This is a genomic window from Mycetocola sp. Y444 (assembly GCF_059445295.1).
Genome location: NZ_JCAIUB010000003.1, coordinates 445,898 through 470,177, shown reverse-complemented (window position 1 = coordinate 470,177; position 24,280 = coordinate 445,898). Strand labels below are relative to the sequence as shown.

27 protein-coding genes are annotated in these 24,280 nt (G+C 66.5%); 14 read left to right on the top strand and 13 right to left on the bottom strand.

Features of this window, described 5'->3' with window-relative positions; all coding sequences use genetic code 11:
- The first annotated feature begins 40 nt into the window (after positions 1–40).
- Positions 41–1,576: a PucR family transcriptional regulator gene (locus tag AC1C2M_RS13725; protein ID WP_495437117.1), complete on the top strand. Its 1,536-nt coding sequence runs from the start codon at positions 41–43 to the stop codon at positions 1,574–1,576.
- Between the two features lie 426 nt (positions 1,577–2,002).
- On the opposite strand, the gene AC1C2M_RS13720 is transcribed toward AC1C2M_RS13725, so the two are convergent.
- Positions 2,003–3,340, bottom strand: coding sequence for an MFS transporter (locus AC1C2M_RS13720; RefSeq protein ID WP_483406276.1), 1,338 nt, complete (start codon positions 3,338–3,340; stop codon positions 2,003–2,005).
- A gap of 126 nt (positions 3,341–3,466) precedes the next feature.
- Between AC1C2M_RS13720 and AC1C2M_RS13715 the strand changes: the two genes are divergently transcribed.
- On the top strand, positions 3,467–4,324 hold the full coding sequence (locus AC1C2M_RS13715; RefSeq protein WP_495437116.1) for a LysR substrate-binding domain-containing protein: 858 nt from the start codon (positions 3,467–3,469) through the stop codon (positions 4,322–4,324).
- 149 nt (positions 4,325–4,473) lie between these two features.
- Here the strand turns inward: AC1C2M_RS13715 and AC1C2M_RS13710 are convergent, their stop codons facing one another.
- Complete coding sequence (locus AC1C2M_RS13710) at positions 4,474–5,430, bottom strand: GlxA family transcriptional regulator (protein WP_483406278.1); 957 nt, start codon at positions 5,428–5,430, stop codon at positions 4,474–4,476.
- 188 nt (positions 5,431–5,618) lie between these two features.
- On the opposite strand from AC1C2M_RS13710, the gene AC1C2M_RS13705 reads away from it, so the two are divergent.
- Both AC1C2M_RS13705 and AC1C2M_RS13700 read left to right on the top strand, forming a co-directional pair.
- On the top strand, positions 5,619–6,281 hold the full coding sequence (locus AC1C2M_RS13705) for a DJ-1/PfpI family protein (RefSeq protein WP_483406279.1): 663 nt from the start codon (positions 5,619–5,621) through the stop codon (positions 6,279–6,281).
- Between the two features lie 36 nt (positions 6,282–6,317).
- Positions 6,318–6,638 carry a hypothetical protein gene (locus AC1C2M_RS13700; protein WP_495437113.1) on the top strand — a complete coding sequence of 107 codons (321 nt, stop codon included), beginning with the start codon at positions 6,318–6,320 and terminating at the stop codon, positions 6,636–6,638.
- Between the two features lie 163 nt (positions 6,639–6,801).
- Here the strand turns inward: AC1C2M_RS13700 and AC1C2M_RS13695 are convergent, their stop codons facing one another.
- Together AC1C2M_RS13695 and AC1C2M_RS13690 are read right to left on the bottom strand one after the other, a co-directional pair.
- Positions 6,802–8,496, bottom strand: a complete 1,695-nt coding sequence (locus AC1C2M_RS13695; protein ID WP_495437112.1) for a BCCT family transporter — start codon at positions 8,494–8,496, stop codon at positions 6,802–6,804.
- Between the two features lie 219 nt (positions 8,497–8,715).
- The gene (locus AC1C2M_RS13690) at positions 8,716–9,189 is read right to left on the bottom strand and encodes a hypothetical protein (protein WP_495433437.1); all 474 of its coding nucleotides are present in this window, start codon (positions 9,187–9,189) and stop codon (positions 8,716–8,718) included.
- Between the two features lie 225 nt (positions 9,190–9,414).
- Here AC1C2M_RS13690 and AC1C2M_RS13685 point away from each other — a divergent pair, with 225 nt between their 5' ends.
- From AC1C2M_RS13685 to AC1C2M_RS13670, 4 genes are all read left to right on the top strand, one after another.
- Positions 9,415–10,647, top strand: coding sequence for a sensor histidine kinase (locus AC1C2M_RS13685; RefSeq protein WP_495437110.1), 1,233 nt, complete (start codon positions 9,415–9,417; stop codon positions 10,645–10,647).
- Positions 10,644–11,273, top strand: a complete 630-nt coding sequence (locus AC1C2M_RS13680; RefSeq protein ID WP_495437108.1) for a response regulator transcription factor — start codon at positions 10,644–10,646, stop codon at positions 11,271–11,273. Before AC1C2M_RS13685 ends, AC1C2M_RS13680 begins: the two co-directional genes overlap by 4 nt.
- A gap of 347 nt (positions 11,274–11,620) precedes the next feature.
- Complete coding sequence (locus AC1C2M_RS13675) at positions 11,621–11,911, top strand: 2TM domain-containing protein (protein WP_483406285.1); 291 nt, start codon at positions 11,621–11,623, stop codon at positions 11,909–11,911.
- A gap of 144 nt (positions 11,912–12,055) precedes the next feature.
- Positions 12,056–12,490: a hypothetical protein gene (locus AC1C2M_RS13670; RefSeq protein WP_495437107.1), complete on the top strand. Its 435-nt coding sequence runs from the start codon at positions 12,056–12,058 to the stop codon at positions 12,488–12,490.
- Between the two features lie 50 nt (positions 12,491–12,540).
- Here the strand turns inward: AC1C2M_RS13670 and AC1C2M_RS13665 are convergent, their stop codons facing one another.
- Positions 12,541–13,455 (bottom strand): hypothetical protein, encoded by a 915-nt coding sequence (locus AC1C2M_RS13665; protein ID WP_495437106.1) that lies wholly within the window; start codon positions 13,453–13,455, stop codon positions 12,541–12,543.
- A 200-nt stretch (positions 13,456–13,655) separates the two neighbouring features.
- On the opposite strand from AC1C2M_RS13665, the gene AC1C2M_RS13660 reads away from it, so the two are divergent.
- Both AC1C2M_RS13660 and AC1C2M_RS13655 read left to right on the top strand, forming a co-directional pair.
- Positions 13,656–14,015, top strand: a complete 360-nt coding sequence (locus tag AC1C2M_RS13660) for a hypothetical protein (RefSeq protein ID WP_483406291.1) — start codon at positions 13,656–13,658, stop codon at positions 14,013–14,015.
- 3 nt (positions 14,016–14,018) lie between these two features.
- On the top strand, positions 14,019–14,339 hold the full coding sequence (locus AC1C2M_RS13655) for a DUF7882 family protein (RefSeq protein ID WP_495437105.1): 321 nt from the start codon (positions 14,019–14,021) through the stop codon (positions 14,337–14,339).
- 46 nt (positions 14,340–14,385) lie between these two features.
- Here AC1C2M_RS13655 and AC1C2M_RS13650 read toward each other — a convergent pair whose 3' ends face one another.
- The 5 genes from AC1C2M_RS13650 to AC1C2M_RS13630 all read right to left on the bottom strand — a co-directional run bounded on the left by AC1C2M_RS13650 (position 14,386) and on the right by AC1C2M_RS13630 (position 17,400).
- The gene (locus AC1C2M_RS13650; protein ID WP_495437104.1) at positions 14,386–14,661 is read right to left on the bottom strand and encodes a hypothetical protein; all 276 of its coding nucleotides are present in this window, start codon (positions 14,659–14,661) and stop codon (positions 14,386–14,388) included.
- A gap of 305 nt (positions 14,662–14,966) precedes the next feature.
- Positions 14,967–15,470, bottom strand: coding sequence for a tetratricopeptide repeat protein (locus AC1C2M_RS13645; protein WP_495437102.1), 504 nt, complete (start codon positions 15,468–15,470; stop codon positions 14,967–14,969).
- Between the two features lie 83 nt (positions 15,471–15,553).
- Entirely contained in the window at positions 15,554–15,985 is a 432-nt protein-coding gene (locus AC1C2M_RS13640) for an ASCH domain-containing protein (protein ID WP_495437100.1), read from the bottom strand.
- A gap of 113 nt (positions 15,986–16,098) precedes the next feature.
- Positions 16,099–16,653, bottom strand: a complete 555-nt coding sequence (locus AC1C2M_RS13635) for a GNAT family N-acetyltransferase (protein WP_495437561.1) — start codon at positions 16,651–16,653, stop codon at positions 16,099–16,101.
- Positions 16,654–16,755: 102 nt separating this feature from the next.
- On the bottom strand, positions 16,756–17,400 hold the full coding sequence (locus AC1C2M_RS13630; RefSeq protein ID WP_495437098.1) for a CPBP family intramembrane glutamic endopeptidase: 645 nt from the start codon (positions 17,398–17,400) through the stop codon (positions 16,756–16,758).
- Between the two features lie 76 nt (positions 17,401–17,476).
- Between AC1C2M_RS13630 and AC1C2M_RS13625 the strand changes: the two genes are divergently transcribed.
- Positions 17,477–18,055: a TetR/AcrR family transcriptional regulator gene (locus tag AC1C2M_RS13625; RefSeq protein ID WP_495437097.1), complete on the top strand. Its 579-nt coding sequence runs from the start codon at positions 17,477–17,479 to the stop codon at positions 18,053–18,055.
- 127 nt (positions 18,056–18,182) lie between these two features.
- Positions 18,183–18,683, top strand: a complete 501-nt coding sequence (locus AC1C2M_RS13620; RefSeq protein WP_495437096.1) for a GNAT family N-acetyltransferase — start codon at positions 18,183–18,185, stop codon at positions 18,681–18,683.
- A 20-nt stretch (positions 18,684–18,703) separates the two neighbouring features.
- Here AC1C2M_RS13620 and AC1C2M_RS13615 read toward each other — a convergent pair whose 3' ends face one another.
- The 3 genes from AC1C2M_RS13615 to AC1C2M_RS13605 form a co-directional block, all read right to left on the bottom strand.
- Positions 18,704–18,982, bottom strand: coding sequence for a hypothetical protein (locus tag AC1C2M_RS13615; protein WP_483406297.1), 279 nt, complete (start codon positions 18,980–18,982; stop codon positions 18,704–18,706).
- A 103-nt stretch (positions 18,983–19,085) separates the two neighbouring features.
- Positions 19,086–19,961, bottom strand: coding sequence for an SMP-30/gluconolactonase/LRE family protein (locus AC1C2M_RS13610; protein ID WP_495437095.1), 876 nt, complete (start codon positions 19,959–19,961; stop codon positions 19,086–19,088).
- 251 nt (positions 19,962–20,212) lie between these two features.
- Entirely contained in the window at positions 20,213–20,950 is a 738-nt protein-coding gene (locus tag AC1C2M_RS13605; protein ID WP_495437094.1) for a FadR/GntR family transcriptional regulator, read from the bottom strand.
- 155 nt (positions 20,951–21,105) lie between these two features.
- On the opposite strand from AC1C2M_RS13605, the gene AC1C2M_RS13600 reads away from it, so the two are divergent.
- Positions 21,106–22,473 (top strand): MFS transporter, encoded by a 1,368-nt coding sequence (locus AC1C2M_RS13600; RefSeq protein WP_495437093.1) that lies wholly within the window; start codon positions 21,106–21,108, stop codon positions 22,471–22,473.
- A 75-nt stretch (positions 22,474–22,548) separates the two neighbouring features.
- Complete coding sequence (locus AC1C2M_RS13595) at positions 22,549–24,276, top strand: dihydroxyacetone kinase family protein (RefSeq protein WP_495437092.1); 1,728 nt, start codon at positions 22,549–22,551, stop codon at positions 24,274–24,276.
- The last annotated feature ends 4 nt before the right edge of the window (positions 24,277–24,280 follow it).

Sequence of the window (24,280 nt, the reverse complement as noted above, 5' to 3'; positions counted from 1 at the left end):
GCGTTAACTCTTGACACTGTGTCTGGTGCGCTGGGAGGGTATGGCAATGCCCCTGACCGTGACTGACCTCCTCGATTTGCCCGTGCTCGCGCGGGCGCGACCCGAGATTGTCAGCGGCGAGAACCTCGACGCCCGGGCGGTGCGGTGGGTGCACTCGAGCGAGATTTACGAGATCTCGTCGCTTCTCCGGGGCGGAGAGGTACTCCTCACCACGGGTCTTGGCCTGGTCGCGCTGACCCCCGAGGCGAGGCGCGCGTACATCGCGGACCTCGCCCGGGTCGGAATCTCCGCCCTCATGCTCGAGCTCGGCCGTACGTTTCCGGTTGCGCCGGACGACCTCGTCGACGAAGCCCGCCGGGTGGGGCTGCCCCTCGTGCTGCTGCACGGGGTGGTCCCGTTCATCGAGGTGACCCAGGTTGCCCACGCGCTGCTGCTCGGTTCCGACCTCGACAGTCTGACGCTCGCGGCATCCGTCACCGAACGACTGCTGCTCGCGCTCGGCGAGCGCGCCGGCCTGGCCGGGTTGACCGGCATCGTCGGGGAGCTCGCGGGGTGCGGAGTTGCGCTGTACACCGCCGACGGGGAGCTTGTTGCCGGGATAGCGACGGATGCCGGCGCAGAATCCGCGGCCCACCGTGAACCCATCGTCGCCGGCGGGGTCGTCTGGGGTGAGCTCGTGCTCGATGGCGCTCCGACCGACCGGGTACGCACGGTTGCCGCCCGGGCCGCGCAGGTGCTCGCCGCCGAGGTTGCGCGCTCGGGCTCGTCTCCGGTGAGCCGCAATCAGGCCGGGGCCGAGCTGCTGCGGGACATCGTGACGGGGCGGTATGGCTCCACCGGCGAACTCACCAGCCGCGCCCTCGGAACCGGTATGACGGTGCGACCCGGGCACAGGGCGCTGGCTCTGTGCGTGCGGCCGCGCACTGCGAACACGACGGCCAACGCCGTTCTCATCGCGGCACGGGAGGCAGCACGGCGCGTGTTCACCGGATCGATCACCGCTGAGCACGATGGCGACATTCTCGTCGCCGCAGTGATCGCCCCCCGTGACCTGCGGGCGGCTGTTGCGCGGTTCGCGGACGAGGTCGAGGGCGAGTTGCGGTCGACCACGGGTGGAAGCGTGCTCGTCAGTGCCGGCAACGCCGTCGGTGATGTGCCCGCGCTCGTGAGTGCGTTCCCGAGCGCGCGCGACACTGCACGGCTCGCGATGCGGCTGACTCCGGCGGCGCGTGTCGTGGTCGCGGCCGACTTTGCGCTGTACCAGCTGCTTGCCTCGTTCGTCGACGATGAGGCGCTCGAGCGGTTCGTCAACGACCAGCTCGGCGCCCTGCTCGCGCATGACGCCCACACCGGTGCCGGCCTCGTGATGACGCTCGACGCGTATCTCGCTGCCGGGCTGTCGAAGACGCGAACGGCGGATGCCCTCGGCATCCGTCGCCAGACGCTCTACGGCAGGCTCGAACGGATCAGTCGGCTGCTCGGCGGGCTGGACCTCGACAACCGCGAGCGGCGCACCGCCCTCGACCTGGCGCTCGTGAGCTGGCGGCTGCGGGTGGCGGCTGCGGTGCGGGCCTGAGTCGCGGGCTCCGGCGCACCCGCCCGCCCGGCCGGCAGCATCCGCCCTCAACGCACCCGCCGCTGCAGATCCGAGCGCTGCAGATGCATGCCCGCGCCACGCTGCCGCGCGACCATCCTGCTCGACTCGCCCCGAAGCATCCGTTGCCCACCTCAGCTCGTCTGCACGCCCACCAGCCTCGAGCGCTGCAGATCCATGCCCGCGCTGCAGATACTTCTGCAGCGTGAGAAAGTAACTGCAGCGCTCGGCACTCGCGCCACGCTGCCGCGCGACCATCCTGCTCGACTCGCCCCGCCGCATCCGTTGCCCACCTCAGCTCGTCTGCACGCCCACCCGCCTCGAGCGCTGCGGATCCTGCGTTCCGCTGCAGATACTTCTGCCGCGCACAACTAGTTTCTGCAGCGCTCGGCGCGCGAGAGCGCGCGCTCAGGCGCCGTCGTACGTCCGCGGCCCGATGCTCAGCGACGGGACAAACCGGGTGCGCCGCACCTGCAGCCGCAGCTGCCCGCGCCGCGCGAGCACGATCGCGACGATCGCCGCGGCGAGCGCCGGCACACCACCCGAGACGATCATGCCGACGTTCGCGCCGAACTCTTCGATGAGAACACCCATGAGCGGCCCGCCGATCGCCTGCCCGCCGAGCAGCACGAGAACGTAGAGCGACATCACCCGCCCGCGGATGCCGATGTTGCTCGACATCTGCACGAGCGAGTTCGACGCGGTGAGGAAGAGAAGGGATGCCACGCCCACCGTGACGAGGCAGACCGAGAACAGCGCAACCGACGGCATGAACCCTGCAGCAGCCTGGAGCAGCCCGGTCGCGCCGACGCAGATCACAATCGTCCGCAGCCGGATCGATGCCCGCCGGGTGGACAGCAGCGCACCGACGAGCGCGCCGACGGCGACCATTGAGTTGAAGAGGCCGTAGCCGCCCGGTCCGACGTTGAACACGTCGGCGGCGTATGACGCGAGCAGCACGGGCATCGTGAGCCCGAACACGGCGAACACCGCGATGAGGATCACCGGGTACACAATCGTGGGCTTCGACTTCGCATAGCGCAGCCCCTCCCTCAGCTGACCCTTCGCCCGCGGCGACGGCGCGAGCCGGGTCATCTGATCGGTGCGGAGCATCCAGAGCATGCCGATGACGATGACGCACGCCACCCCGTTGATGACGAACGCGGGGCCGGCTCCGACGGTGAGCAGGAGCACACCGGCGATCGCGGGCCCGATCATCCCGGCCAGTTGAAAAACCGACGAATTGATACTGATCGCGTTGCGCAGGTTGCGCTGCCCGACCAGCTCGGTGACGATGACCTGGCGCGCGGGGTTGTCGATCACCGTGACGAGCCCGGTCGCGAAGGCGATCGCGAAGACGTGCCACGCTTCAACTGTCCCGGTCAGCGCGAGGGCCGCGAGGCCCAGACTGAGCACGGCGAAGAGCGCCTGCGTGATGACCATGAGCATCCGTTTGCTGTATCGATCGACGATCACACCGCCGAACAGGCCGAAGAGCAGCATCGGCGCGAACTGCATCGCCACGGTGATGCCGACCGCTGTGGCGCTGCCGGTCAGTTCGAGCACGAGCCAGTCCTGGGCGATGCGCTGGGTCCAGCCCGCGGTCATCGCGAGCAGATTGCCGATGGTCCACAACCGGAAATTCGGCACGCTCAGCGCGATGAAGGTCTTGCGCCAGGGCAGTCGACCGGTCTGAAGGGAGAGGGGTTCGGTGGGCGGGAATGCGGTGAGAGGCGCGCTGGCCACGGAAGATCTCCTGAAACGTTGAAAGAGCGGATGCCTCGATTAACGCTAGGGGCGGCATCCGTATTCGGACCCTCAATAGATAGAATTATGGTCATTGGTGTTCTCAATGGCTGAGACTGGAGTGGCATGTACGACCCGGTATTGCTCAAGACATTTCTCGTGGTCGTCGAGACCCACAGCTTCACCAATGCGGCGCTTCGGCTCGGAATCAGCCAGCCCACCGTGAGCCAGCAGATGAGCAAGCTGGAGAAGGCGGCGGGGCGGATGCTCATCGTGCGGGATACGCGCGAGGTGCGGTTGACCGACAACGGCGACGCGATGGCCGGTTTCGCCAGGACGATCCTCGCCGCGCATGCCGCAGCGGAGAGCTACTTCAACGGGTCGGCGATGAAGGGACGGCTGCGCTTCGGTGCAGCGGACGACCTCGCGATCACGCAGCTGCCGAGCATGCTGAGGCACTTCCGGCAGCTGTATCCCGAGATCAACCTTGAGCTGACCGTCAACCAGAGCGCACCGCTGCGCCGCCGGCTCGAACAGGGTCACCTCGACCTCATCTTCGTCAAGCAGAGCGCGGGCGAGGCGACGGCGAGCACCCGGGTCGCGAAAGACACCCTGGTCTGGATGGCACAGGACACCCTGACGATCGCGGAGGGCAATCCCGTGCCACTCATCGCGTACCAGGCGCCGAGCCTCAGCCGGCAGATCGCGATCGACGCGCTTGAGTCCGCCGGTCGCACCTGGCGAATCACGTGCAACACTCGCGACGTCAACGGGATGCTCGCCGCCGTGCGGGCCGGGATCGGGGTCGCGGCGTTCCCCCACTCGCTCATCCCGTCCGACCTCGTGAAGGTGAGCAACCGGTTCAGCCTGCCCGAACTCGTCGACGTCGACTACGTGCTGATGGCGAACCCGTCGGCCGCGCGCGAGCCAGTGCAGGCCCTCATGTCGGCGATCATGAGCCGCGGGGTGCGGCGGGAGGCGTAGGACGCGCGCTCGCGCACTGAACGTGGCGACAGCATCCGTTCTCGCACGCTTTCGCCCCGAGATCACTCGTGCCGGACGAGATCACCCGGCGTAACGGGTGATCTCGTCCGGCACGAGTGATCTCGGCCGCAGCGTGCGCCGCCGTGCGGTCAGCCCGCCGCCAGCGCGGCCCCGGTGAACGTGGAGCGGTAGCTCTGCGGCGTGACGCCGACAAGCCGACGAAAGTGGGACCGGAAATTGCTGGGACTGGCGAACCCGACACGACGGGCGATCTGCTCAACACCGTGGTCGGTCGTCTCCAGCAGTTCCTGCGCGTGGCGCACGCGAACCCCGGCCACCCACTCCATCGGGCTTTGCCCCGTCTCGGAGTGGAAGCGCCGGTTGAGGGTCCGAACGCTCGTGTGAGCCGCCGCCGCGAGGTCGGCCAGGACCAATTCTCGATGCGCGTTCTTCTCAATCCACACCAACACGTCCTCGAGCGTCGCGGTCGCATACCCCGGTGTGTTCCTCACGATGAACTGTGCCTGCCCTCCCGTGCGATGCAGCGGAGCAACCGCGAGTCGAGAGGCATCCGCCGCGACCGCCACGCCGAAGTCCCGTTGGATCAGGTGAAGGCAGAGGTCGAGGCCAGCGGCGGCTCCCGCCGAGGTCAGCACCGCCCCTTCGTCGACGTAGAGCACGTCTCGGTCGACCTGCACCGCGGGATATCGCTCGGCCAGCAGGTCAGCGGCGAGCCAGTGCGTCGTCGCGCGGCGGCCGTCCAACAGGCCGGCCTCGGCGAGCGTGAACGCTCCGACGCAGATCGACGCGACGCGTGTGCCATCCTCCGCCGCCGTCCGTAGAGCCTCAAGGATGGGGGCGGATGCCGGAGCGTCAGCTCGGTTCCGCCCCGGGACGATGATGGTGTCGGCCTGGCGCAGCTCGTCGAGCCCCGAGCCCGCAGAAATTTTCATCGGTCCCGCGTCGACCGTCGGTTCTGCGCCGCAGACGATAACGCGATAGGCGGGCCTGCCATCGGGCATCTTCGCGCGCCCAAAGACTTCGACGGCGGTGGCCAGATCGAATGCGATGACATCGGTCAAGGCGAGAACCGCAACGGTGTGCATAGGGTCATGGTAACCCCGCTCCGCCGCGCGTGTTCGGGCGACTGTCGCCGATCTGCGTCGAAGGACCGGTGTGGCCAGATTCAGTCGAAACGTGGCAGCACGGCCACTGGCACTGTCTCGACCCACACGGGACGATGAGTGAACGCAGGCGCACTTCCCCGCCTGCGCCAGCCTGCAAGGAGCCGTTTTTGCCACTGTCAGCCCAGATCCTCCTCTTCGACGGCTTCGATCCCTTCGACGTCATCGCTCCGTTCGAGATGCTCGCCGCGGGCAGTGATGCTCTCGGCGGCGAGCTTTCGGTCGAGCTCGTCTCAGCGGAAGGGCCGGGGACCGTCGTGTCCGGAACGCGGGGACTCACGCTCACGGCAACCGCACGGTTGGACCCACGGGCGCGGGGCTACGTGATCGTTCCGGGAGCATCCGGTCCGGTCCAAGGTGACCCGGATGCCGGCGCGGAAACAATCCCGGTTCTGCTCGCCCGCCTTGCGAACGGCCCAGCTGCGCCCATGCTCAGAGACGCCATCGACAACCCTGAAATCACCATGGTCGCGGTCTGTGGCGGTGCGCTCGGCCTCGCCATGGCCGGCCTCATTGAGGGCAGAAACGCAGCCACCCACACGCTCGGCATGGACGTACTCGACGCGACCGGCGTGAACGCGATCCGCGCACGCGTTGTCGACGACGGCGACCTCGTGACATCCGGGGGTGTGACGTCGGGACTTGACCTCGCCCTGCACCTGCTCGATCGGGATTTCGGCCCGGCTGTTGCTCGCGCCGTCGAGGATCTTTTCGAATACGAACGACGTGGCGTCGTCTGGCGCGCGGGCGGTCGCATCCCCGTCGCATATTGACCCTGATCTACCGACAACGACCAAGAGAGAGAACACATGAACACCCTTCCCGGCATCTGGGACCTGAGCTTGAAAACTCCCATCGGCACCCTCGCCGCCGAGTACCGCTTCACCTCACGCGACGGCATCCTCGAAGGCACCGCGACCGGCGCTGGCGAAACCGTGCCCCTGAATGACATCGTCCTCGAGGCAGCCGACGGCGAGACCGCGCGAGTGACCTGGCGGCAGAGGGTGAGCAAGCCGATGCGGTTGAACCTCGAGTTCGACGTCACGGTTCAGGACGAAAGCATGACCGGCTACTCGCGTGCGGGGCGCCTGCCGCGCACCAGCGTCTCGGGTCACAAGCGCGCCGAGTAGCAGGCGACCGTGGGCCGAGCTGCGACTCACGCGCCGACGGCATCCGTTTCGGTCGAATCACGGGCACACATTCACCGAAAGCATCCGTTCCCGCCGAACGCATCAGTTGCGCCGGATGTTCTCGACCGGAACGGATGCTCTCGCGAGCGTTCAGAGGACGCCGCTAGAACACCTGGGTCGGCGGGCGGTCCGAGCTCGACGGTTTCCTCCGCCGTTTGAAGATGGACCTCCGCCCCGCGGGGACGGCCGGTTCGAGATCCTCGGCATCGAGCCCGTAGTACGTGCCGATTCGATCGAGGAACGCCGACCGCCGCGCCTTCTCCCACGCCTTGTACTCACGGTTGAACGCGATCGCCGTCGCCCAGCAGATGAGCAGCATGATCACGCTGAACGGCAGGGCGATGATGATCGCCGCGGTCTTCAGCGCCTCCAACCCGCCAGCGAGAAGCAGCGCCGTGGCGAGAACCGACGTGATCACGGCAAAGAAGGCACGGATCCACCGCTTCGGCTCGACCTCGCCGCCACTCGCGATCATGCTCATGACGAGCGCACCGGAGTCCGCCGAGGTGACGAAGAACACTGCAATGAGGATGATCCCGCCGACCGTGAGCACCGAGCCCGCCGGGAGCTGGTCGAACATCGCGAACAGGGCGCCCTCAACGTTGACAACGCCGTCGGCACCGATGAGCCCACCCGGCCCGTTGAGCTCGGAGTACAGTGCCGTGCCGCCGAGCACGCTGAACCAGAGGAAGGTCACCAGGGTCGGCACGAGCAGCACGCCCGTGACAAACTGTCGCACCGTGCGGCCACGCGAAATTCGGGCGATGAAGACGCCAACGAAGGGTGCCCAGGAGATCCACCAGCCCCAGTAGAACGTGGTCCACGCCGCCTGCCACGCCTCCCCTTCCGCACCGGCGAACGCGCCGACATTGAACGAAAGGCCAATGAAGTTCTGCAGATAGGTGCCGATTGACTGCACGAAGTCGCGCAGCAGGAACTGCGTCGGTCCGACGATGAGAATGAACAGCACGATGATGCCCGCGAGCACGAGGTTGATGTTCGACAACCACTTCATGCCCTTCGACACCCCGGACAGCACAGAGAAAAGCACGGCACCCGTGATGAGGACGATGAGGACGATATTAACGAAATCGGATGCCGCGATGATCCCGGCGCTTTCCAGCCCGGCGCTGATCTGAACGACGCCGAGCCCGAGCGAGGTGGCAACACCGAACAGCGTGCCGACCAGGGCGACGATGTCGATGAGGTTGCCCCAGCCGCCGCGCACCCGCTTGCCAAGCAGCGGTTCGAGCGCCCAGCGAATCGACACCGGTCGACCCCGCCGGTGGATCGAGTAGGCGAGTGCGACCCCGATCACGACGTAGATCGACCAGGCGTGAACACCCCAGTGGAGATAGGTCTGCGACAGCGCCGCCTGCGCGAGCTGGGCTGGTGTGCCGCTCACGCCCGGGCGCGGGTCGGCGAAGTGACTGAGCGGCTCACCAACCCCGTAAAACACGAGCCCGATGCCCATCCCCGCGGCGAAGAGCAACGAGAACCACGACCCGAGCGAGAACTCGGGCTCGTCGTCTTCCTTGCCGAGTTTGATGTCGCCGTATCGGCTGAACCCGATCCACAGGCTGAAGATCACGAAGAAGGCGGCGATCAGCACGTAGTACCAGTTGAAGTTACTGACGATACTGGCCTGGATGTTCGCGAACAGAACCTCTGCGGCCTCCGGCAGGAAGATGGCGAACGCGGCGAAGACGATCACGATAACCGCGGCGGGCCAGAACACCCATCGCGCGACTCCAGGGGATCTCGTCGCGGTGGTTGAGCGGTTCGGATCGGCTGACATGCGGCAGAGAATACGTCTGTCGCTGTGGCGCCTATAGAGAGGAAAGACTCCCCTCGCCGTTATTCTCGCGGCAGCAGACCTGCTCTCCGGTGATCGCGCTGTTACGACAGAAACGGTCGCAGTTCACGAGGAACTGCGACCGTTCCTGGCCGAGCAGAGCGGATGCCGCGTCAGCGCTCGAGCGGACGGCGAACGGATGCCGCGTCAGCGGCCGCCGCGTCAGCGCAGGAACGTGACACCGAGCGTCGCGAGCACTCCGAACGCGACGCCCCAGAGCACGATCGAGATGACCTGCCAGAAGATGACGGCGTTCTTCGATGCCCCGAATGACACCATCGCGGCGGAGGTGATCTGGCTGGGCAGGAGCGTCTGGCCAAGGAGGCTCACCCCGGCCACACCGTACTTGTCGAAGCGCTCGCGCAGCTTCGCGCGGCGGGGCGTTTCGGGCTTGGCGGGCTTGCCGTTCCGAACCTTGGACCGAACCCCGTGGGCGCTGAGTACGAAGACCAGCATGGACAGGATATTGCCGACGATCGCGGCGGCAATGGCGATAACAGGAGGGATGCCCGCGAGCACACCGATGACCGCTCCGAAGTAGGACTCAACGAACGGAATCGCTGCCGCGAGGATCACACCCACCCACTGCAGTACGTCGGGGAGGGTGGAGGTGAAGTCGCGCAGTGCGTCAATCATGAGGTGCCTTTCGTCGAAGCCGTGGTGCTGTGATGCGGAGCCACTCGCGACCGCCGGGCGGTCCGCCAGTCGAGGTGATGAGACCATCCTTCCGGCGCAACATCAGGGCGGTAAGTGTCGCCGCGTCACAGCATCCGGGGCGGTTTCACACCCGCGACCGTGACAAATGTCACTGCTCTACGCTGAGAGCATGTTTCCCCAGACCTCGCCAGAACGGGCATTGTCGTGACCGCTCAGCGCAGCGCCGCAACCGGGACACCCGACGAGCCACAGCGCGAACAACCGGCACGCAGCGTCCAGACGACGTGGACCTATACGCTCTCGTCGATCATCTTCTTCTTCGTCGTTCTCGATGCCATCCTGCTGATCATCGCGGGGGCCAATTATGCGCAGTCGCGCAGCACGCTTGACGCCATCCTTCTCGCTCTGCTCATCGTTTCGGCGGCGGTGCAGGTGCGGTACTGCTGGTTCCTCCGCGTCGGGCGCGGGGGCGGGATGCCGCGGGTCGGCTGGACGCTCGCTCTCTTCATTCCGCCAGCACTCGCGTGGGTGCTGGGCCTGTTCACTCCCGCTGCAGGGCTCTTCGCGGCGTTCCCGCTGTGGATGGCGGTCAACGCTGTCGCTCCCCTGCTGCCGGTCACGTCGAGGCGGGCTCTGCTTCTCGCCGGGTCTGTGGTGACGGTGCTGCACCCCACCCTCGCCACGATGCTGGGGCATCCGTTCGATACCACGGGCATGTCAGGATCGGGACTCCTGTACTTCTATGGCATCCTGCTGCCGCTCATGGTTCTCTCCAGCCTCTGGTGGTGGGAGATCGTTGTGACGCTCGATCGGCACCGTTCGGCCGCGGCCGAACTCGCCGTGGCCAAGGAGCGCCTGCGGTTCGCCTCCGACCTGCACGACATCCAGGGCCACCACTTGCAGGTGATCGCGCTCAAGTCGGAGCTCGCCGAGCGCCTGCTCGCGGTCGACCCCGAGGCCGCGCGCGAGCACGTGCACGAGACGCGGATGATCGCGAAGCAGGCGCTCGAGGAGACCCGCTCGCTCGTCGCCGGTTACCGTGAGGTCGACCTCGCCGCCGAACTCGAGAACGCGCGCGAAGTGCTCACCGCCGCGGGTGCCGACTGCACACTGCAGGTCGACGCGCTGCCCGCCGATGCCGAGATACGACGGGTGCTCGCGCTTGTCGTGCGCGAGGCGACCACGAACATCCTGCGCCACAGTGCAGCGACGCGGGCCGCCATCCACCTGACGACGACGGCCGAGAGCGTGGCCCTGGAGATCGAGAACAACGAAGCGGCGTCCCCAACGGATGCCACGGGGCGGGCCGACAGCAGCGGTCTGGTCGGTCTTCGTGACCGGGTGTCCGCTCTGAACGGGTGGCTGGAGACCGACGTCGAGGGCGACCGGTTCGCGTTGCGGGTCGTTGTGCCAGCGCGGATGGGCGTGAACGCATGACCTTCCCTCAAAACGGGCCCCGTGTCATCCGTTTGCTCATCGCCGACGACGAGCACCTCATTCGCGGTGCGCTGAGCGCGCTGCTGAACCTTGAGCCGGACATCGAGGTTGTTGCAAGCGTTGACAACGGAGTGGCGGCCGTCGAGCGAGCGCTCGAGACGAAGCCGGACGTCTGCCTGCTCGACCTCGAGATGCCGCAGGCCGATGGAATCGAGGCGGCCGCGCGCATCCTTTCGACGGTGGCGACGAAGGTCGTGATCGTGACGAGACATGCCCGGCCCGGCGTGTTGCGGCGAGCGCTCGCGGCTCGGGTGTCGGGATTCGTGCCGAAGTCGACCCCCGCGGAGGAGCTTGCCGATGTCATCCGCGATGTGGTCGCGGGCAAGCGCTACATCGACCCGGAGATCGCGGCGACGGCGCTGACGGCCGAGCGCTGCCCGCTCACCGATCGCGAGCTCGACGCGCTGCGGTTCTCGCGGTCGACGATGAGCGTGCAGGAGATCGCGGATCGGCTGCACCTCGCGCCCGGCACCGTACGCAACTACCTGTCGGCGGCGATGACGAAGCTCGATGCCCGGTCACGCCACGAGGCGGCGGAGATCGCCTGGCAGCAGGGCTGGATCTAGGGCGCTGGTCGCGCGCTGTCGGTGCTCGGCAGCCATGGTGGCCGCGCAGAGCGGATGCCGCGCAGAGCGGATGCCCCGGCGGGCGGGCGGGCGGACGGCGGGCGGGCCGCTGCCCCCGTGCGCGAGCACATCAGTTGCGGTCGAGAACATCCCGCGTAACTGATGCGCTCGACCGAAACGGATGCTCTCGGTCAAGCGGCGGGGTGAGCGTGCGGTACCGGTTCGTCCTCGACATGGACCCGGCCTGAGCACAACCGGGAATGAAATGCCCACGTTAAGACTTGAGGCTTCATCATGATCCACCAACGAACCGGATCGGCCGGTCCACACAGATAGGAGAAACTGACATGAACGAAGACATCGACATCCGCCGACGTGCTCGCCGCAACATCGTCGCACGCAGGATATTCACCGCCATTGTCGCGATCTGGGTTATCGCATCGCTGGCGATGGTCCTCATCTGGACTCTGACCACACCTGACGGATACTTCTGGCCGATCTGGCCAATCCTCGGCTGGGCGGTCGCCGTGATCGTGGCGGCAATCGCTGTGTTCGGTGGGCGTTTGTTCGCCATCCGTGACGCCCGGGTGGAGTCGGAGATGGCGCGACTGTCCGGAACCCCGAACCGCCAGAGCTAAATGCCAGGTACCCGAGTCCCAGCGCCCACGTTCGGCCCTCCCGCCACCGATTGAACGGTCGGAGGGCCGAACAGCTCCTCGCCTGGGCGGCCGGGATGCCCCACTCGGTTGCCGGGTGCGGAAATCGCTGCCAGCATTACGGTCGTGTCCGCTCTCGCCCCGCACCCACCCAGAAGCCGCACGGTCGCCAGATGGGCAGTCGCGGCATCCGTTCTCGGTCTCATCATTTTCGTCAGCTGGTTGTTCCTCCGGGACTCCCGCGTCGACCTTTTGCCGGAGGACTTTGTCGGTGCCGAGGACCAGCAACCCAGCATTGCGCTCCTCGCCGGTGCCACGGATGTGACCGCAACGAGTTGCGATGCGGCGGTGCCCTGCGTTTCCGCCTGGGGCACCGCCGACATGGTGCTGATGAAGTTCGACACCCAGGACGACGCAGCAGCCGCCGCGCGAGCGCTCGGTTCAGCCGCCTATCGGTCGGACTGGCTCGTCGCCAGTTTCATTGGTGAATCCGTTTCGGAGACTGAGCGCCGTCATGCGGCTGAGGTTCTCGATGGAACCTGGCAGGATCACGTCGACTGAACCGGCACCGGATGCCGCGGCCTCACGCGGTCGGGCTGTCTCACTACTTCTCACCCCGGGCGATTGATCCCGTCGCCATCCCAGGTCAGGTGGGCGTCGGTGCGGATCGGCAACACCTCGAGTCCCGGCGTTCGCACGAGTTCCCGGATGAGCGCGGTGGTTCCGGCAACCAGCGTCGAGTCGAGGTCGATCTCGGTTGCGAGTACCCAGGAGTGATCGTCGGGCCACAGGATGCTGGGCGACTGCGCCCACATGACCTCGCGCACCCACGGCGCTCGATCCGGCCACGCGGCATCCGCCAGGTCATTCGCTCCGACCTCGAACAGCAGGTAGTGGCGCCCGGTGTCCCCGTGCAAAGCAAACCGTGGCCCTGCCGCAACCTCGCGACCCAGCAGCCCGGAGCCCGGTTCCGATTCGGCACCGGGCCGGACGGGCGGCCCGCCGCTCCCCGCCCGCGTGAGGGCGGCAAAGCCGGTCGAGTTCACGAGCCCACCCCAGCCCTCCCAGATCGCGGCGATACCGGCATCCGGTGTCGATGTGTGCCGAGCGAGAACCGCGGATGCCGTTGCGACCGACCCAGCATCGAGGCTGCCCTGGCTGGTGGAGCCATAGCGCCAGCCGTCGGGGCTTACGACGCCGTCGATACTGTCAGAGTCGCGGCGCACGAGGCGAGCGTATTGCGCTTCAGCGTGCATGGTTGTGCCGAAGGACTCGGCCACCTGGGCCCAAGTGGCGCGCTCGGTCTCGAGCGACGCCGCGATGTCGGCGAAGTAGGTCGACTCAGTGACGCCCAGCCACGTCTTCGTGGCACGCGGTCGATCACGCTCGACGGGATGGAACACGCGCGCGTACGCCCCAAACCCGCGGGGGACGATCGACAAGATGCTGCCAAAATGCTCGGCCTCCATCGAACGAAGCCATTCGCCCCGCGAGACATCGGCCACCCAATCGAATCGCTCTTCCATGCGCCCCATCCTCGCCCATGCGTGAGCCGTGCTCGGCCAGAAATGGTCGCTGATCCTGAGAAACGCCGACCATTTTCGGCCGAGCAAGGGAGGAACGACCGTTTGTGGCCGAGCAGAGCGGATGCCGCAGGGCTGAGCGGCAGCATCCGCCCCCCTCGCGCGGTTTTCCGACGGCGCATGCATGGCGTATGGTCGGACGCATGAAGCGCATCACACACAGTGGCGGGTCTTTCGTCACGGGCAATGCCATCACGGCGGCGCTTCTCGAGTACACGACAACGGTGGCAGACGCAGAACACAGCGTCACCGTCGATATCACTGTCCTCGAAAAACACGGCGAGACCTCCGTCCACACCCTCCTGCTCAGCAAGGCCAGTCAGTTCGACGTCGCCGACGTGGGCGGCATCACCGCCGAGGAAGAAGCGCGACGCTTTCCCGTTCCCGAAATGCCGCAGGTCGGCATCAGAGGGACCGTGGAAGAAGAGGGCACCGGTGCCGGCCAGACCGCCGAAGACTTCAATCAGATCATGGACGAGCTCGACGCAGGGCTGGGACAGTAATTCATGGGCAAATTCATCTACGGAACCCCGTCGATCTCCGTCGAGTTCGACGATCGGGTGCTCGCTCACCTCAAGGTCGTCATTCTGTCGAAGGTGCGACGCGGTGAGAGCTTCACGTTCTCCTGGGACTACACAGTTGCCTCGGGCAGCGGACACAGCTCGATCTGGGTCCACCCCACCATCCCGCTCCAGTTCGACTTCGTGGGGAGCCGTGAGCCGCAGCTCAACCGAGCCTGGGTGGAAGAACTCGTCAGGCTGGCTAACTCTCCGGCGGGCCTGCGGGTAGTCCCGGAGCCCGACGCACCCGCGACGGCAAAGCGGTAACCCGAGGCGCGCCCCCAGGTCGACTCCGACGTGGCGGTTCGGCCGGTCAGAGCAGGTCGGCGATGTCCCAGGTGGAGTGATCCTCGAACGTCGCCCCGTGATCCGTGTCTGAATCGTCGTCAGGAACGTCGAGCGTGGCGAGCGTGACCGCGACGCCCGGGCTGATCAGGACGCTCACGACAGCGTCTCCCACCATCGTCAGATCGACGAAGTGGCCGCCGGAGACCACCGCGCGTTCGACCTCGGCCTTCACCGCAACGGCGTCGGTTCCCTGCGCAAGCACGTAGGAGTTCCCCTCGACCGTGAGGATCGTGCGGCGCATCGGAGCCCCTTCCGGTTCGGGCATCGGCAGACGGCCCACGCTACCTCTGAAACCCCGAAACAGTAAGACGTTCCCCGTCATACAGACGAGTCGTACAGGCGCGCCGCCGGTAACACCCGCGAGCGGGCCTTGCTCGGACGAAAATGATCGCTCACGCCCAGCGGGCGTCGTGCGCGGACATAAACGGCTGCTGGTCTCGAGAAAGTCCAGCTCTTTGCGTCCGAGCAAAGACCGAATAGCCATTTGTGGCCGAGCAGCGGATGCCGTCACGCGGCACCGTCGCGAAATGCGACAGCGCAACCCGCTCAGCGGGGAGCGTCGAGCGAGACGAGGTACTCGGCGTTGCCTCGAAGCGCGGCCTGGTACCTGTCGAGTTCCTCAGCGTGGACGTGCTCCGCAAGCAGGGTGAAGAGACTCCCGAGCGCCGTGTTCGCTTTCCCGGCCGCGTGCAGGGTCAGCGCCTCGAACGCGCCAAGCGAGACCGAGTCGGGGAACTCGCGGCGAGCGCGCGCAAAGAGTTCGATCGATTCGTCGAGTCGCCCGAGGTTTCTCAGCGTGCTGCCCTGCTGCAGGTAACACCGCCTGCGCACGTCGCCCTCGAGCCCCTCGGCCATCGCCCGCTCATAGAAACCCAGTGCCGTCGCTTCATCACCCGCGGTGTCGTACGCGCCGCCGACCTCATAGAGAACTCGTGGATCGTGCGGATGCTGTTCGTAGATCGGGAGCAACGCCGCAATCGTCGGCCCCATGTTGTCGCGATCGCGGGCGGCAAAAATGCGCTCGAGTTCTGCTTCTGTCCTGTCATCCACGGTGCCGACTCCTCCACAACGACGTGCGCCGAAGATCGAAGCGCGCTCCTACGCTAGTGCTCCGTTACCCAGGGGCGGGCTACTCAGGCTCGGTCGGTGACGTGGAATCGCACCAGCACCGCTTCAGTGGCATCCGACACCGTGAACTCCGGGTCGCGCATCCACTCTCGGAATTCAGCGCCGTGCCAGAACTTCTCGTGGCCGGCACGCCAGTCGGCGACGGTCTCGAAGCCCTCGCCCTCGTCGATGGCGTGGGCGAGGTCGACCTCGCCCAGCGGCACGACGCGGACACCGGTGACCTCGGTGACGCAGACGGGATTCTCGGATGAGTCGACGACAACGCGACGCTCGCCGATCACGGGCAGCTGCTCCTCCGACAGGTCGTAGTCGGCGACCAGCGACGTCGTGCTGGTCTTGCGTCCGTCGAGGATCGCGCCGACGAGAGCGTCCCGGAGCGGCCCGGGGAATGCGTACTCGTCGATGGGCAGAGCCGACAGGTCCTCACGAGAGATCATGCTGAAAGCCTATTACGGCCCTGACACCGCATTGAGAACCATGACGAGAACACTGCGGCAGATGCTGCGGGCGGATGACTCGGGCACGGTGGCGACACCGTGACGGGCACGCCCTACTGTCGGGCAGCCGCCAGCTCGTTGGCCGTCAGCGACCGATCCGCGAAAACGAGCCGCACCGCCAATGGGTCGGGGTTTCCCGCATCAGGTCCCCTGTCGACGAGGTGCAAGCCGAGTTTCTCAGCCACCGCTGACGAAGCGGCGTTCTCTTCGAGCAGATAGGCGATCACGGGGCGGTTGCCCTTGAGGCGTACGGCTCGCTCGAGCGCCCGGCGTCCAAGTTCGGTCGCCAGCCCTCGGCCCTGCGCCGCCGGGGCGAACCGATAACCCAGATTCCAGGCGACACCACCGAGCGAGGACAGGCCACCATATCCGACGATCGCGTCAGACCCATGTTCGCGGGCGATCCAGGTCCCGATGCCGTCGGCATCCCAGCCCCGCAGCCACCGCTCGAGGGTGGCCTTCGTCTGGGTGATGGCTGTGTTGCGAAGCGATGGGTAGTGCGCCCACACGCGAGGATCACTAAGAATCGCGTAGAGCCCAGGTGCGTCATCCGTCAGCGGGCGGCACAGACGGAGGCGATCCGTTGAGTCCTCGGGGATGCTGTGCATGGCCACGGGGTTACGCTAGCGCGTCGACGGCGCTCTGCGACACCGCCCAACGTACGCGGGCAGCGCCCGACCGGATCCTCTGGAAGCGCCGGGCTGCCGGCCTCACACCGCGGTATCGACCGTGGAACCGCCCGCCCTCCTAGGGTCCGCAGCTTCCCGCCACAGGCCGGTGAGCGAACTGCGAAGCAGCGCCGGTTCGATCACCAGGTTGATGATGATGTGGGCAAGGACCGCGGGCAGGACGAGCCGGTCACTTGCGAGGTACACAATGGCCAGGGCACCGCCAAGCACGGTCGTCGAGATCGCTACAGGGGCGATGATGGCCAGGTCCCGCGAGAACATGACCCATATGGAGTGTGCAAGCCCAAAGGCCAGCGCGGCGGCGGTCACCTGCACCCACCAGGCGACGCCAAGCCCCGCCAGCCCGTCCATCAGGAACTTCCGGAAGATCAGCTCTTCGAGGATGCCGGTGACAATCGCCAGGGGAACAGCGAGAGCTTTGAGGGTGTTCAGCTCGAACGCCGTGCGACGCACGAACGGAACAGCCCAGAAGGTGTAGCCGATGTACGCAGCCGCGACTGTGACGGCAAGCAGCCAACCCCACGGGATGCTTGCGAGATCCTGCCCGAACCCGAGCAAATCGGTCCAGAACCTCGCTGGATCGCGGGCCAGCCAGAGGGCCAGCGGCACCGACATGCCACCGATGATCGCGACCATGATCAGAGCGGTGATCCTGTGTGGCTTCATCGGGTCCCTTCCGTTGCCGTACGACTGTACTATAAAGTCACCGCACAACTGTACTGCGAAAGCGAGGGGCTCTGAGATGCCGAAGATCGTCGACCACACGTCGCGCCGCCAGGCAATCGTCGATGTGGTCATTCGCCGAATCGAGCGGGAAGGGCTCGGCGGCGTCAGCGTGCGAACGGTTGCGCGCGACCTCGGGGTGAGCCCGTCCGCGGTTCGCCACTACTTCCCCACCAGCGACGAGATGCTGGCGAGCGCGCTCACGGCAGTACGCCTGGCCCAGGCCGACGGATTGCCCAGCCCCGAACACCCGGACTCACCGTGGAGCATCCGCGAAGCATGGGAACAGGCATTGCCGCTCGACGCGCGGAGAAGGCGAGAAGCCGCGGTCTGGCTGGCCGCCATGACGGCACCACCGTCCTCGCCCGCGATACGTGAGGTTCTGGAAGAAGCGAACGCCGACCTCGATCGCCTCTGTCGCGTCACGGTCGAAGACCTCGGCTGCCCGGCCGAAGCGGCAGAGCGCGAGAGCAAGGCTCTCCGCGCCTTCACCGACGGCTTGACCGTGAATGCACTGGCTGATCCCCTGAGGTTCACTCCGGAGCTGGTGCTCGAGGCACTCGACACCTATCTCTCCCGCCTCAGGAGTGCGTTTTAGCGCGTCCTTCCCCGGCGAAGTGAGCGATGGCATCCGTCATCGAATCCGCACCACCCGGCCGAAACGGCCCTCGTCGTCAACGATGACGAGCAAGCGGCCCTCGAGCGGCGGCCACTAGAGTCGCAGGATGCTTCCCGCTCCCACCGCCCGCCTGCGGTTCCGGCCCATGACCGATTCCGATCTCGACGCCATGGCCGCGCTGCTCGGTGACCCCGACGTGATGCGTTTTTACCCGGCGCCGAAGTCACGCTCCGAAGCTGCCGCCTGGATCGACTGGAACCAGCAGAACTACACCGAGCACGGTTACGGACTCTGGATCATCGATACCCTCGACGGTGAGTTTGTGGGCGATTGCGGCCTGACCTGGCAGGAGGTAAACGGAGTGCCGAAACTCGAGGTCGGCTACCACGTGCGCTCCGCCCTTCACCGGCAGGGACTCGCGACTGAAGCCGCAGCGGCGTGCCGCGACTTCGCTCGCGAACACACCGGCGCCGAGGAGCTGGTGGCCATCGTCCACCCCGACAATTACGCGTCGAGTCGCGTGGCCGAGAAAATCGGGATGCACCGGGTCGCTGACGACCACGGTGGGAACCTCGCGGTCCGCCACGTCCTCAGCATGCGCCTCTGACACAACCGAAGAGGGCCGACTCAGAACAGGTCGGCGATGTCCCAGTGAAGACTGTCGTCGAAAGGCTCGGCGAGCTCGCCGGTGTCGCGTTCGTCTTCCGCAACCTCACGGGTCGTGAAGTGAATAGCAACGCCAGGGCTGACCAGTACGCTGACCGCGACGTTGCCCACAACCGTGAGGTCGATGAACCTTCCTCCCGCGCGCACCGCTTCTTCAGCCGCCGCTTTGAGCGCCCCCAACTGCGTTCCCTGCGCGAGCACGTGCGAATGACCATCGATTGTGAGCGTTGTGCGTTGCATCAGCGTCCCTTCGGGTTTGGGCCTTTGCGATCCGCTCACCCTACCTCCGGAAACCCGAGATCGGTTAGGAAATTGACATGGCCGTAACGTAACGAAGGGTTTGCTATCCGACCGCCGGCGTCACCGTCGTGCGGATGCGGTACAGGCTCGTCGATGCCGTGATGTAGAGCTCGGAGCCCTCCGGTCCACCAAAACACAGGTTCGATGCGACCTCGGGTACGGCGATATTCAACTCCAGTTCGCCGTCCGACGAGAACACTTGAACGGCATCCGACGACGAGGTCCACACACGGCCCACGGCATCCACACGGAATCCGTCAGGGGTCCCCGAGGGATTCACGAAGACGCGCCCGTCTCCCGTCGCCACGTCATACACACGGATGTGCCGCACCGATTCTCCCCCGGTGTCGGCCACGTAAAGCAGGTTCTCGTCGAGCGAGAACGCGAGGCCGTTCGGGTGCACCATGTCGGTGATCACCGGCGTAGCGACACCCGTGGCGGGATCGAAACGGAACACGAAGCATCCGCCGTACTCCTCGACACCCGGGTGCCCCTCACGCCCGCTCTCCTGAATCCCGTAGGGCGGATCGGTAAACCAGATCGTGCCGTCGGATGCCACCACAACGTCGTTCGGGGAGTTGAAGCGTCCACCTGCCCAGCGATCGACGAGCACCTCGACCTCACCGTCGACCTCGCGCTCAACAGCACGACGGCCGTGGCTGCACTGAACGACGCGGCCCTCGCGGTCGAGGGTGCGGCCGTTGGTGTACTCGACGTCGTCGCGGTGCACGCGCGTTTCACCGGTGGCACGGTCGAACTCGAGGATGCGGTTGTTCGGGATGTCGCTGAACCGCACCGACTCGCTGCCCGGCAACCAGAGCGGCCCCTCGAGCCATTCGCCACCGGTCCAGAGCTTCTCGAGCTCGCCCGCGATCAGGCCGGTCTCATCGGTTGGGGCGTTCTGTGGCGTCGTTGGCATGGCCCCAAGCTAGCAAGCTGGCGCTCGCGGCGCATCCGTTCACTTGCTCCGACACAAACGGTCGCTCGGCGGCATCCGCTCTTTTGCGACGACACAAACGGTCGCTCGGCGGCATCCGCTCTCTTGCGACGACAGAAACGGTCGCCTTTTCCGAGAATCAGCGACCATTTGTGGCCGAGCAACCCGCCAACGACCGCTTGTGGCCGAGCAACGCTGGCCCGCGATCTGCGCGCTGACCCGCCATCAGCCGGTCACGGCGCCACGGTCTTCGCGAGCCGGTCACCCGCTGTGCTCATGTGCACGGCCATGGCGGATGCCGCGGCATCCGGATCGCGCGTCGCTATCGCCGCGTACACAGCGGCGTGCTCATCGATGGCGACCCGCGCCTGCTCGGGCTGCTGCACCGCGCGATCGACCCACACGCGCAACAGCGAGCGGATGCTCTGCAACAGGTCGAGCAGCACCATGTTGTCGATGCTTCGCGCCAGCTCGAGATGGAACTGCAGGTCCGCCTCGACAAAGCCACCGAGGTTGTCGACGTTCTTGCGCATGTCTTCCAGGTGATCGGCGAGCCGACCGAGCGCTTCGTCTGAGATTCGGGATGCCGCCAGTCGCGCCGCGTAAATCTCCAACGCCCCGCGCACCTCGATGAGCTCCCTGGTGCGGGGCTCGTCGAGCATGAGGCCCCAGCTCAGGGTTTGCGGCAGCATCTCACTGGCCGTTCCGCGCAGATAGGTGCCGGATCCGGGGCGCACGTCGACGATCCCGAGCAGCTCGAGCGCGGCGAGGGCCTCGCGAACCGCGGAGCGACCGACACCGAGGCTGGTCGACAACTGGCGCTCGGGCGGCAGGCGGGTGCCGGGCTCGATGTCGCCCCGAGTGAAGATCTCGAGCAGCCGCTTGGCGACCGCAGACACCGGCGTTCCCCCGCTCAGTGTGCCCATAGATGCCGCGATCTCAGCGGAGGTGTCATTCGGATAGGCCGGCATGGGTCAAAGCTAGCAAAACTGCCCCCACAATGGATCACCGGTTGACCGGTATTGGTCAACCGGTTGACAGAAAGCTAATTTCGCAGAATACTCATGGGAGCGAATAATGCGACCCTGCCGCTCTCGCGCTCCCCCTTCCTCACCAAGGAGTCAACGTGGACACCAACACACGCAAACCCACGCCGCAAAGCGCCGTGGAAAAATCCGCCATTAAGAAGGTCGCCGTTCGGCTCGTCCCGTTCGTGGCGTTGATGTTCTTCATCAACTACCTCGACCGTACGGCCATCGGCTTCGCCGCCCCGAACGGTATGAACGAAGACCTCGGGCTCTCTGCAGCCCAGTTCGGTTTCGCCTCCGGCGTCTTCTTCATCGGCTACATCCTGCTCGAAGTTCCGTCGAACCTCGCCCTGCACCGCTTCGGCGCCCGCAAGTGGCTCGCACGCATCATGGTGAGCTGGGGAATCGTCGCCCTCCTCTTCACCTGGGTCGGCAGCTTTGAGCACCTCGCCATTCTGCGCTTCGCCCTCGGTGTCGCCGAAGCGGGATTCTTCCCCGGTGCCATCCTGTTCCTGAGCCTCTGGGTCCCGGCGGCCCACCGCTCCAAGATCCTCGCCCTCTTCTACCTGGCACAGCCGCTCACCACGGTCATCGGTGCTCCCCTCGCCGCGATCCTCATCGAGCAGGACGGCATCTTCGGCCTCGAAGGCTGGCGGTTCATGTTCGCGGGCGTCGCGATCCCCGCGATCATCATTGGATTCGTCGCCTGGTTCTACCTCAAGGACCGCCCGGCTGACGCGAAGTGGCTGACCAAGGAAGAGCAGGTCTGGCTCACCAACGCCCTCGAGTCCGAGCGCGCACACACCCAGAAGACCGGCGGACACGGTCGCATCCGTGACGCGTTCAAGAGCGGCCGCGTCTGGGCACTCTCGTTCATCTACTTCGGCTTCATCTACGGCCTCTACGCGCTCGGTTTCTTCCTGCCGACGATCATCGAGGGCTTCCAGGCACAGTTCGGCACCGAGTTCGACACGTTCCAGAAGGGGCTCATCACGGCAGTCCCGTATATTCCGGCAGCCATCGCACTGCACTTCTGGGCTCGGGATGCCACGAAGCGCGGCTTGAAGACGTGGCACATCGCGATTCCCGCGTTCGTCGGAGCACTGAGCATTCCGTTCGCGCTGTTTGCGGGATCTCCGTTCGCCACGATCGCCATCATCGCGATCACCGCCATGGCGATCTTCTCCGCCCTGCCCAACTTCTGGACCCTGCCGACGCAGTTCCTGACCGGTGCAGCAGCGGCAGCGGGCATCGCCCTGATCAACACCGTCGGAAACCTCGCGGGCTTCTCGGCGCCGTACATCACCGGTGCGGTCGCCGACCTGACCGGCAACTACGAGGTTCCCATGTTCATCGTCGGTGGCTTCATGGCCCTCTCCGGCGTGATCATGCTTCTGCTCTCGAGAGCACGCCGCACCACGCCTCCCGTCGTCGACGAGACCGACGCACAGGCGCTGGCGCAGTAACCAGGGCGGGGCGGTCGACTCCCCGACCGCCCCACATCCCCACCCCACCCTCGAGCACTTCGGAGCACATTCCCCATGACCCGCCTCTTCAACGATCCCTCCACATTCGCCGACGAGATGATCGACGGTTTCGTCGCCGCGAATGCCGGGCAGGTGCGGCGCGTCCCCGGTGGCGTCATCAGGAGCACCGTGTCTGAGCCGGGCTCGGTCGCCGTCGTCACCGGTGGTGGCTCCGGCCACTACCCGGCGTTCGGCGGGCTCGTCGGCCAGGGCCTCGCCCACGGCGCCGCGCTCGGCAACCTCTTCGCCTCGCCGTCAGCCCAGCAGGTTCACTCGGTGGCCTCGGCCGCCGACCTCGGCGGAGGCATCCTGCTCAGCTACGGCAATTACGCGGGCGACGTGCTCCACTTCAGCCAGGCCCAGGAACGACTGCGCGCGGCAGGAGTCGACTGCCGCACCGTCGTCGTCACCGATGACATCGCGAGCGCGCCGGTGGGCGAGAAGCACAAACGCCGTGGCATCGCCGGCGACCTGACGGTGCTCAAGACCGCCGCTGCGGCATCCGAGGCCGGTTACTCACTCGATGACGTCGAGCGCATCACCACCCACGCCAACGAACGAACCCGCTCCTTCGGCGTCGCATTCACCGGCTGCACACTGCCAGGCGCGACGGCCCCGCTCTTCACCGTTCCCGAGGGCCGGATGGGCGTGGGAATCGGCATCCACGGCGAACCGGGGATCGGTGAAACCGACATCCCCACCGCCGCAGGCCTCGCCGAGCTCTTCGTCTCCACACTCCTCACCGAGCTGCCCGACGGCATCGATTCAGCCGACGGCCAGCGCGTCGGCGTGATCCTCAACGGCCTCGGCTCGGTCAAATACGAGGAACTCTTCGTGGTCTACCGCCGCGTCGCCGAGCTGCTTAGCGATGCGGGCATCACCATCGTCGACCCCGAGGTCGGCGAACTCGTCACGAGCTTCGACATGGCCGGCGCATCGCTCACCCTGTTCTGGCTCGACGACGAACTCGAAACATTCTGGCGCGCCCCGGCGAACACCCCGGCCTACCGCAAGGGCACCGTCGCCGCGACCGAGCAGTCCGTTCTCGTCGACATCATCACTGAAATCGACGAAATTCCGGATGCTTCGCCCGCGTCACGCGCGTCGGCCCGGTTCGCTGCCGCCGCATTGCAGGCCCTCGCCGACGTCATCGATGAGAACGTCGATGAACTCGGTCGCATCGATGCGGTCGCCGGCGACGGCGATCACGGCATCGGCATGCAGCGCGGGGCTCGCGCTGCGGCAGCGGCCGCGGCCGACCTGCGGGACGCGGGTGCCGGCATCCGCACCCTGCTCGAACGCTCCGGCGACGCGTGGGCCGACCGCGCCGGCGGAACCTCGGGGGCACTGTGGGGCTTGTCACTCCGTGCCATCGCCGGGCAGCTCGGCGACGATGCGGGCGCGACCGGCGCATCGATCGCTGCTGGCGTCGATGCCGCGAGCCGCGGCATCCGTGAATTCGGAAAAGCGGAGCTCGGTGACAAGACGATGGTCGATGCGATCGTGCCGTTCAGCGACACCCTCACACTCGAGCTCGCCAACGGCGCCCCGTTTACCGCCGCGGTGTCGAGGGCTGCGGACGCCGCCACCGACGCTGCCGCCGCTACCGCCGACCTGCTGCCCCGCATGGGCCGCGCTCGCCCGCACGCCGAGAAGAGCCTCGGCACACCGGATGCCGGCGCACACTCGTTCGCGCTCATCGCGCAGCGACTGTCGCGCCTCATCGACACCCAACAGCACTAGGAAG

Excerpts from the sequence above, each read along its gene's own strand:
- AC1C2M_RS13725 (WP_495437117.1), top strand. The coding sequence starts at position 41 with ATGGCAATGCCCCTGACCGTGACTGACCTCCTCGATTTGCCCGTGCTC.
- AC1C2M_RS13715 (WP_495437116.1), top strand. The coding sequence starts at position 3,467 with ATGTACGACCCGGTATTGCTCAAGACATTTCTCGTGGTCGTCGAGACC.
- AC1C2M_RS13710 (WP_483406278.1), bottom strand. The coding sequence starts at position 5,430 with ATGCACACCGTTGCGGTTCTCGCCTTGACCGATGTCATCGCATTCGAT.
- AC1C2M_RS13700 (WP_495437113.1), top strand. The coding sequence starts at position 6,318 with ATGAACACCCTTCCCGGCATCTGGGACCTGAGCTTGAAAACTCCCATC.
- AC1C2M_RS13695 (WP_495437112.1), bottom strand. The coding sequence starts at position 8,496 with ATGTCAGCCGATCCGAACCGCTCAACCACCGCGACGAGATCCCCTGGA.
- AC1C2M_RS13690 (WP_495433437.1), bottom strand. The coding sequence starts at position 9,189 with ATGATTGACGCACTGCGCGACTTCACCTCCACCCTCCCCGACGTACTG.
- AC1C2M_RS13680 (WP_495437108.1), top strand. The coding sequence starts at position 10,644 with ATGACCTTCCCTCAAAACGGGCCCCGTGTCATCCGTTTGCTCATCGCC.
- AC1C2M_RS13675 (WP_483406285.1), top strand. The coding sequence starts at position 11,621 with ATGAACGAAGACATCGACATCCGCCGACGTGCTCGCCGCAACATCGTC.
- AC1C2M_RS13665 (WP_495437106.1), bottom strand. The coding sequence starts at position 13,455 with ATGGAAGAGCGATTCGATTGGGTGGCCGATGTCTCGCGGGGCGAATGG.
- AC1C2M_RS13660 (WP_483406291.1), top strand. The coding sequence starts at position 13,656 with ATGAAGCGCATCACACACAGTGGCGGGTCTTTCGTCACGGGCAATGCC.
- AC1C2M_RS13655 (WP_495437105.1), top strand. The coding sequence starts at position 14,019 with ATGGGCAAATTCATCTACGGAACCCCGTCGATCTCCGTCGAGTTCGAC.
- AC1C2M_RS13650 (WP_495437104.1), bottom strand. The coding sequence starts at position 14,661 with ATGCGCCGCACGATCCTCACGGTCGAGGGGAACTCCTACGTGCTTGCG.
- AC1C2M_RS13640 (WP_495437100.1), bottom strand. The coding sequence starts at position 15,985 with ATGATCTCTCGTGAGGACCTGTCGGCTCTGCCCATCGACGAGTACGCA.
- AC1C2M_RS13635 (WP_495437561.1), bottom strand. The coding sequence starts at position 16,653 with ATGCACAGCATCCCCGAGGACTCAACGGATCGCCTCCGTCTGTGCCGC.
- AC1C2M_RS13630 (WP_495437098.1), bottom strand. The coding sequence starts at position 17,400 with ATGAAGCCACACAGGATCACCGCTCTGATCATGGTCGCGATCATCGGT.
- AC1C2M_RS13625 (WP_495437097.1), top strand. The coding sequence starts at position 17,477 with ATGCCGAAGATCGTCGACCACACGTCGCGCCGCCAGGCAATCGTCGAT.
- AC1C2M_RS13620 (WP_495437096.1), top strand. The coding sequence starts at position 18,183 with ATGCTTCCCGCTCCCACCGCCCGCCTGCGGTTCCGGCCCATGACCGAT.
- AC1C2M_RS13615 (WP_483406297.1), bottom strand. The coding sequence starts at position 18,982 with ATGCAACGCACAACGCTCACAATCGATGGTCATTCGCACGTGCTCGCG.
- AC1C2M_RS13610 (WP_495437095.1), bottom strand. The coding sequence starts at position 19,961 with ATGCCAACGACGCCACAGAACGCCCCAACCGATGAGACCGGCCTGATC.
- AC1C2M_RS13605 (WP_495437094.1), bottom strand. The coding sequence starts at position 20,950 with ATGCCGGCCTATCCGAATGACACCTCCGCTGAGATCGCGGCATCTATG.
- AC1C2M_RS13595 (WP_495437092.1), top strand. The coding sequence starts at position 22,549 with ATGACCCGCCTCTTCAACGATCCCTCCACATTCGCCGACGAGATGATC.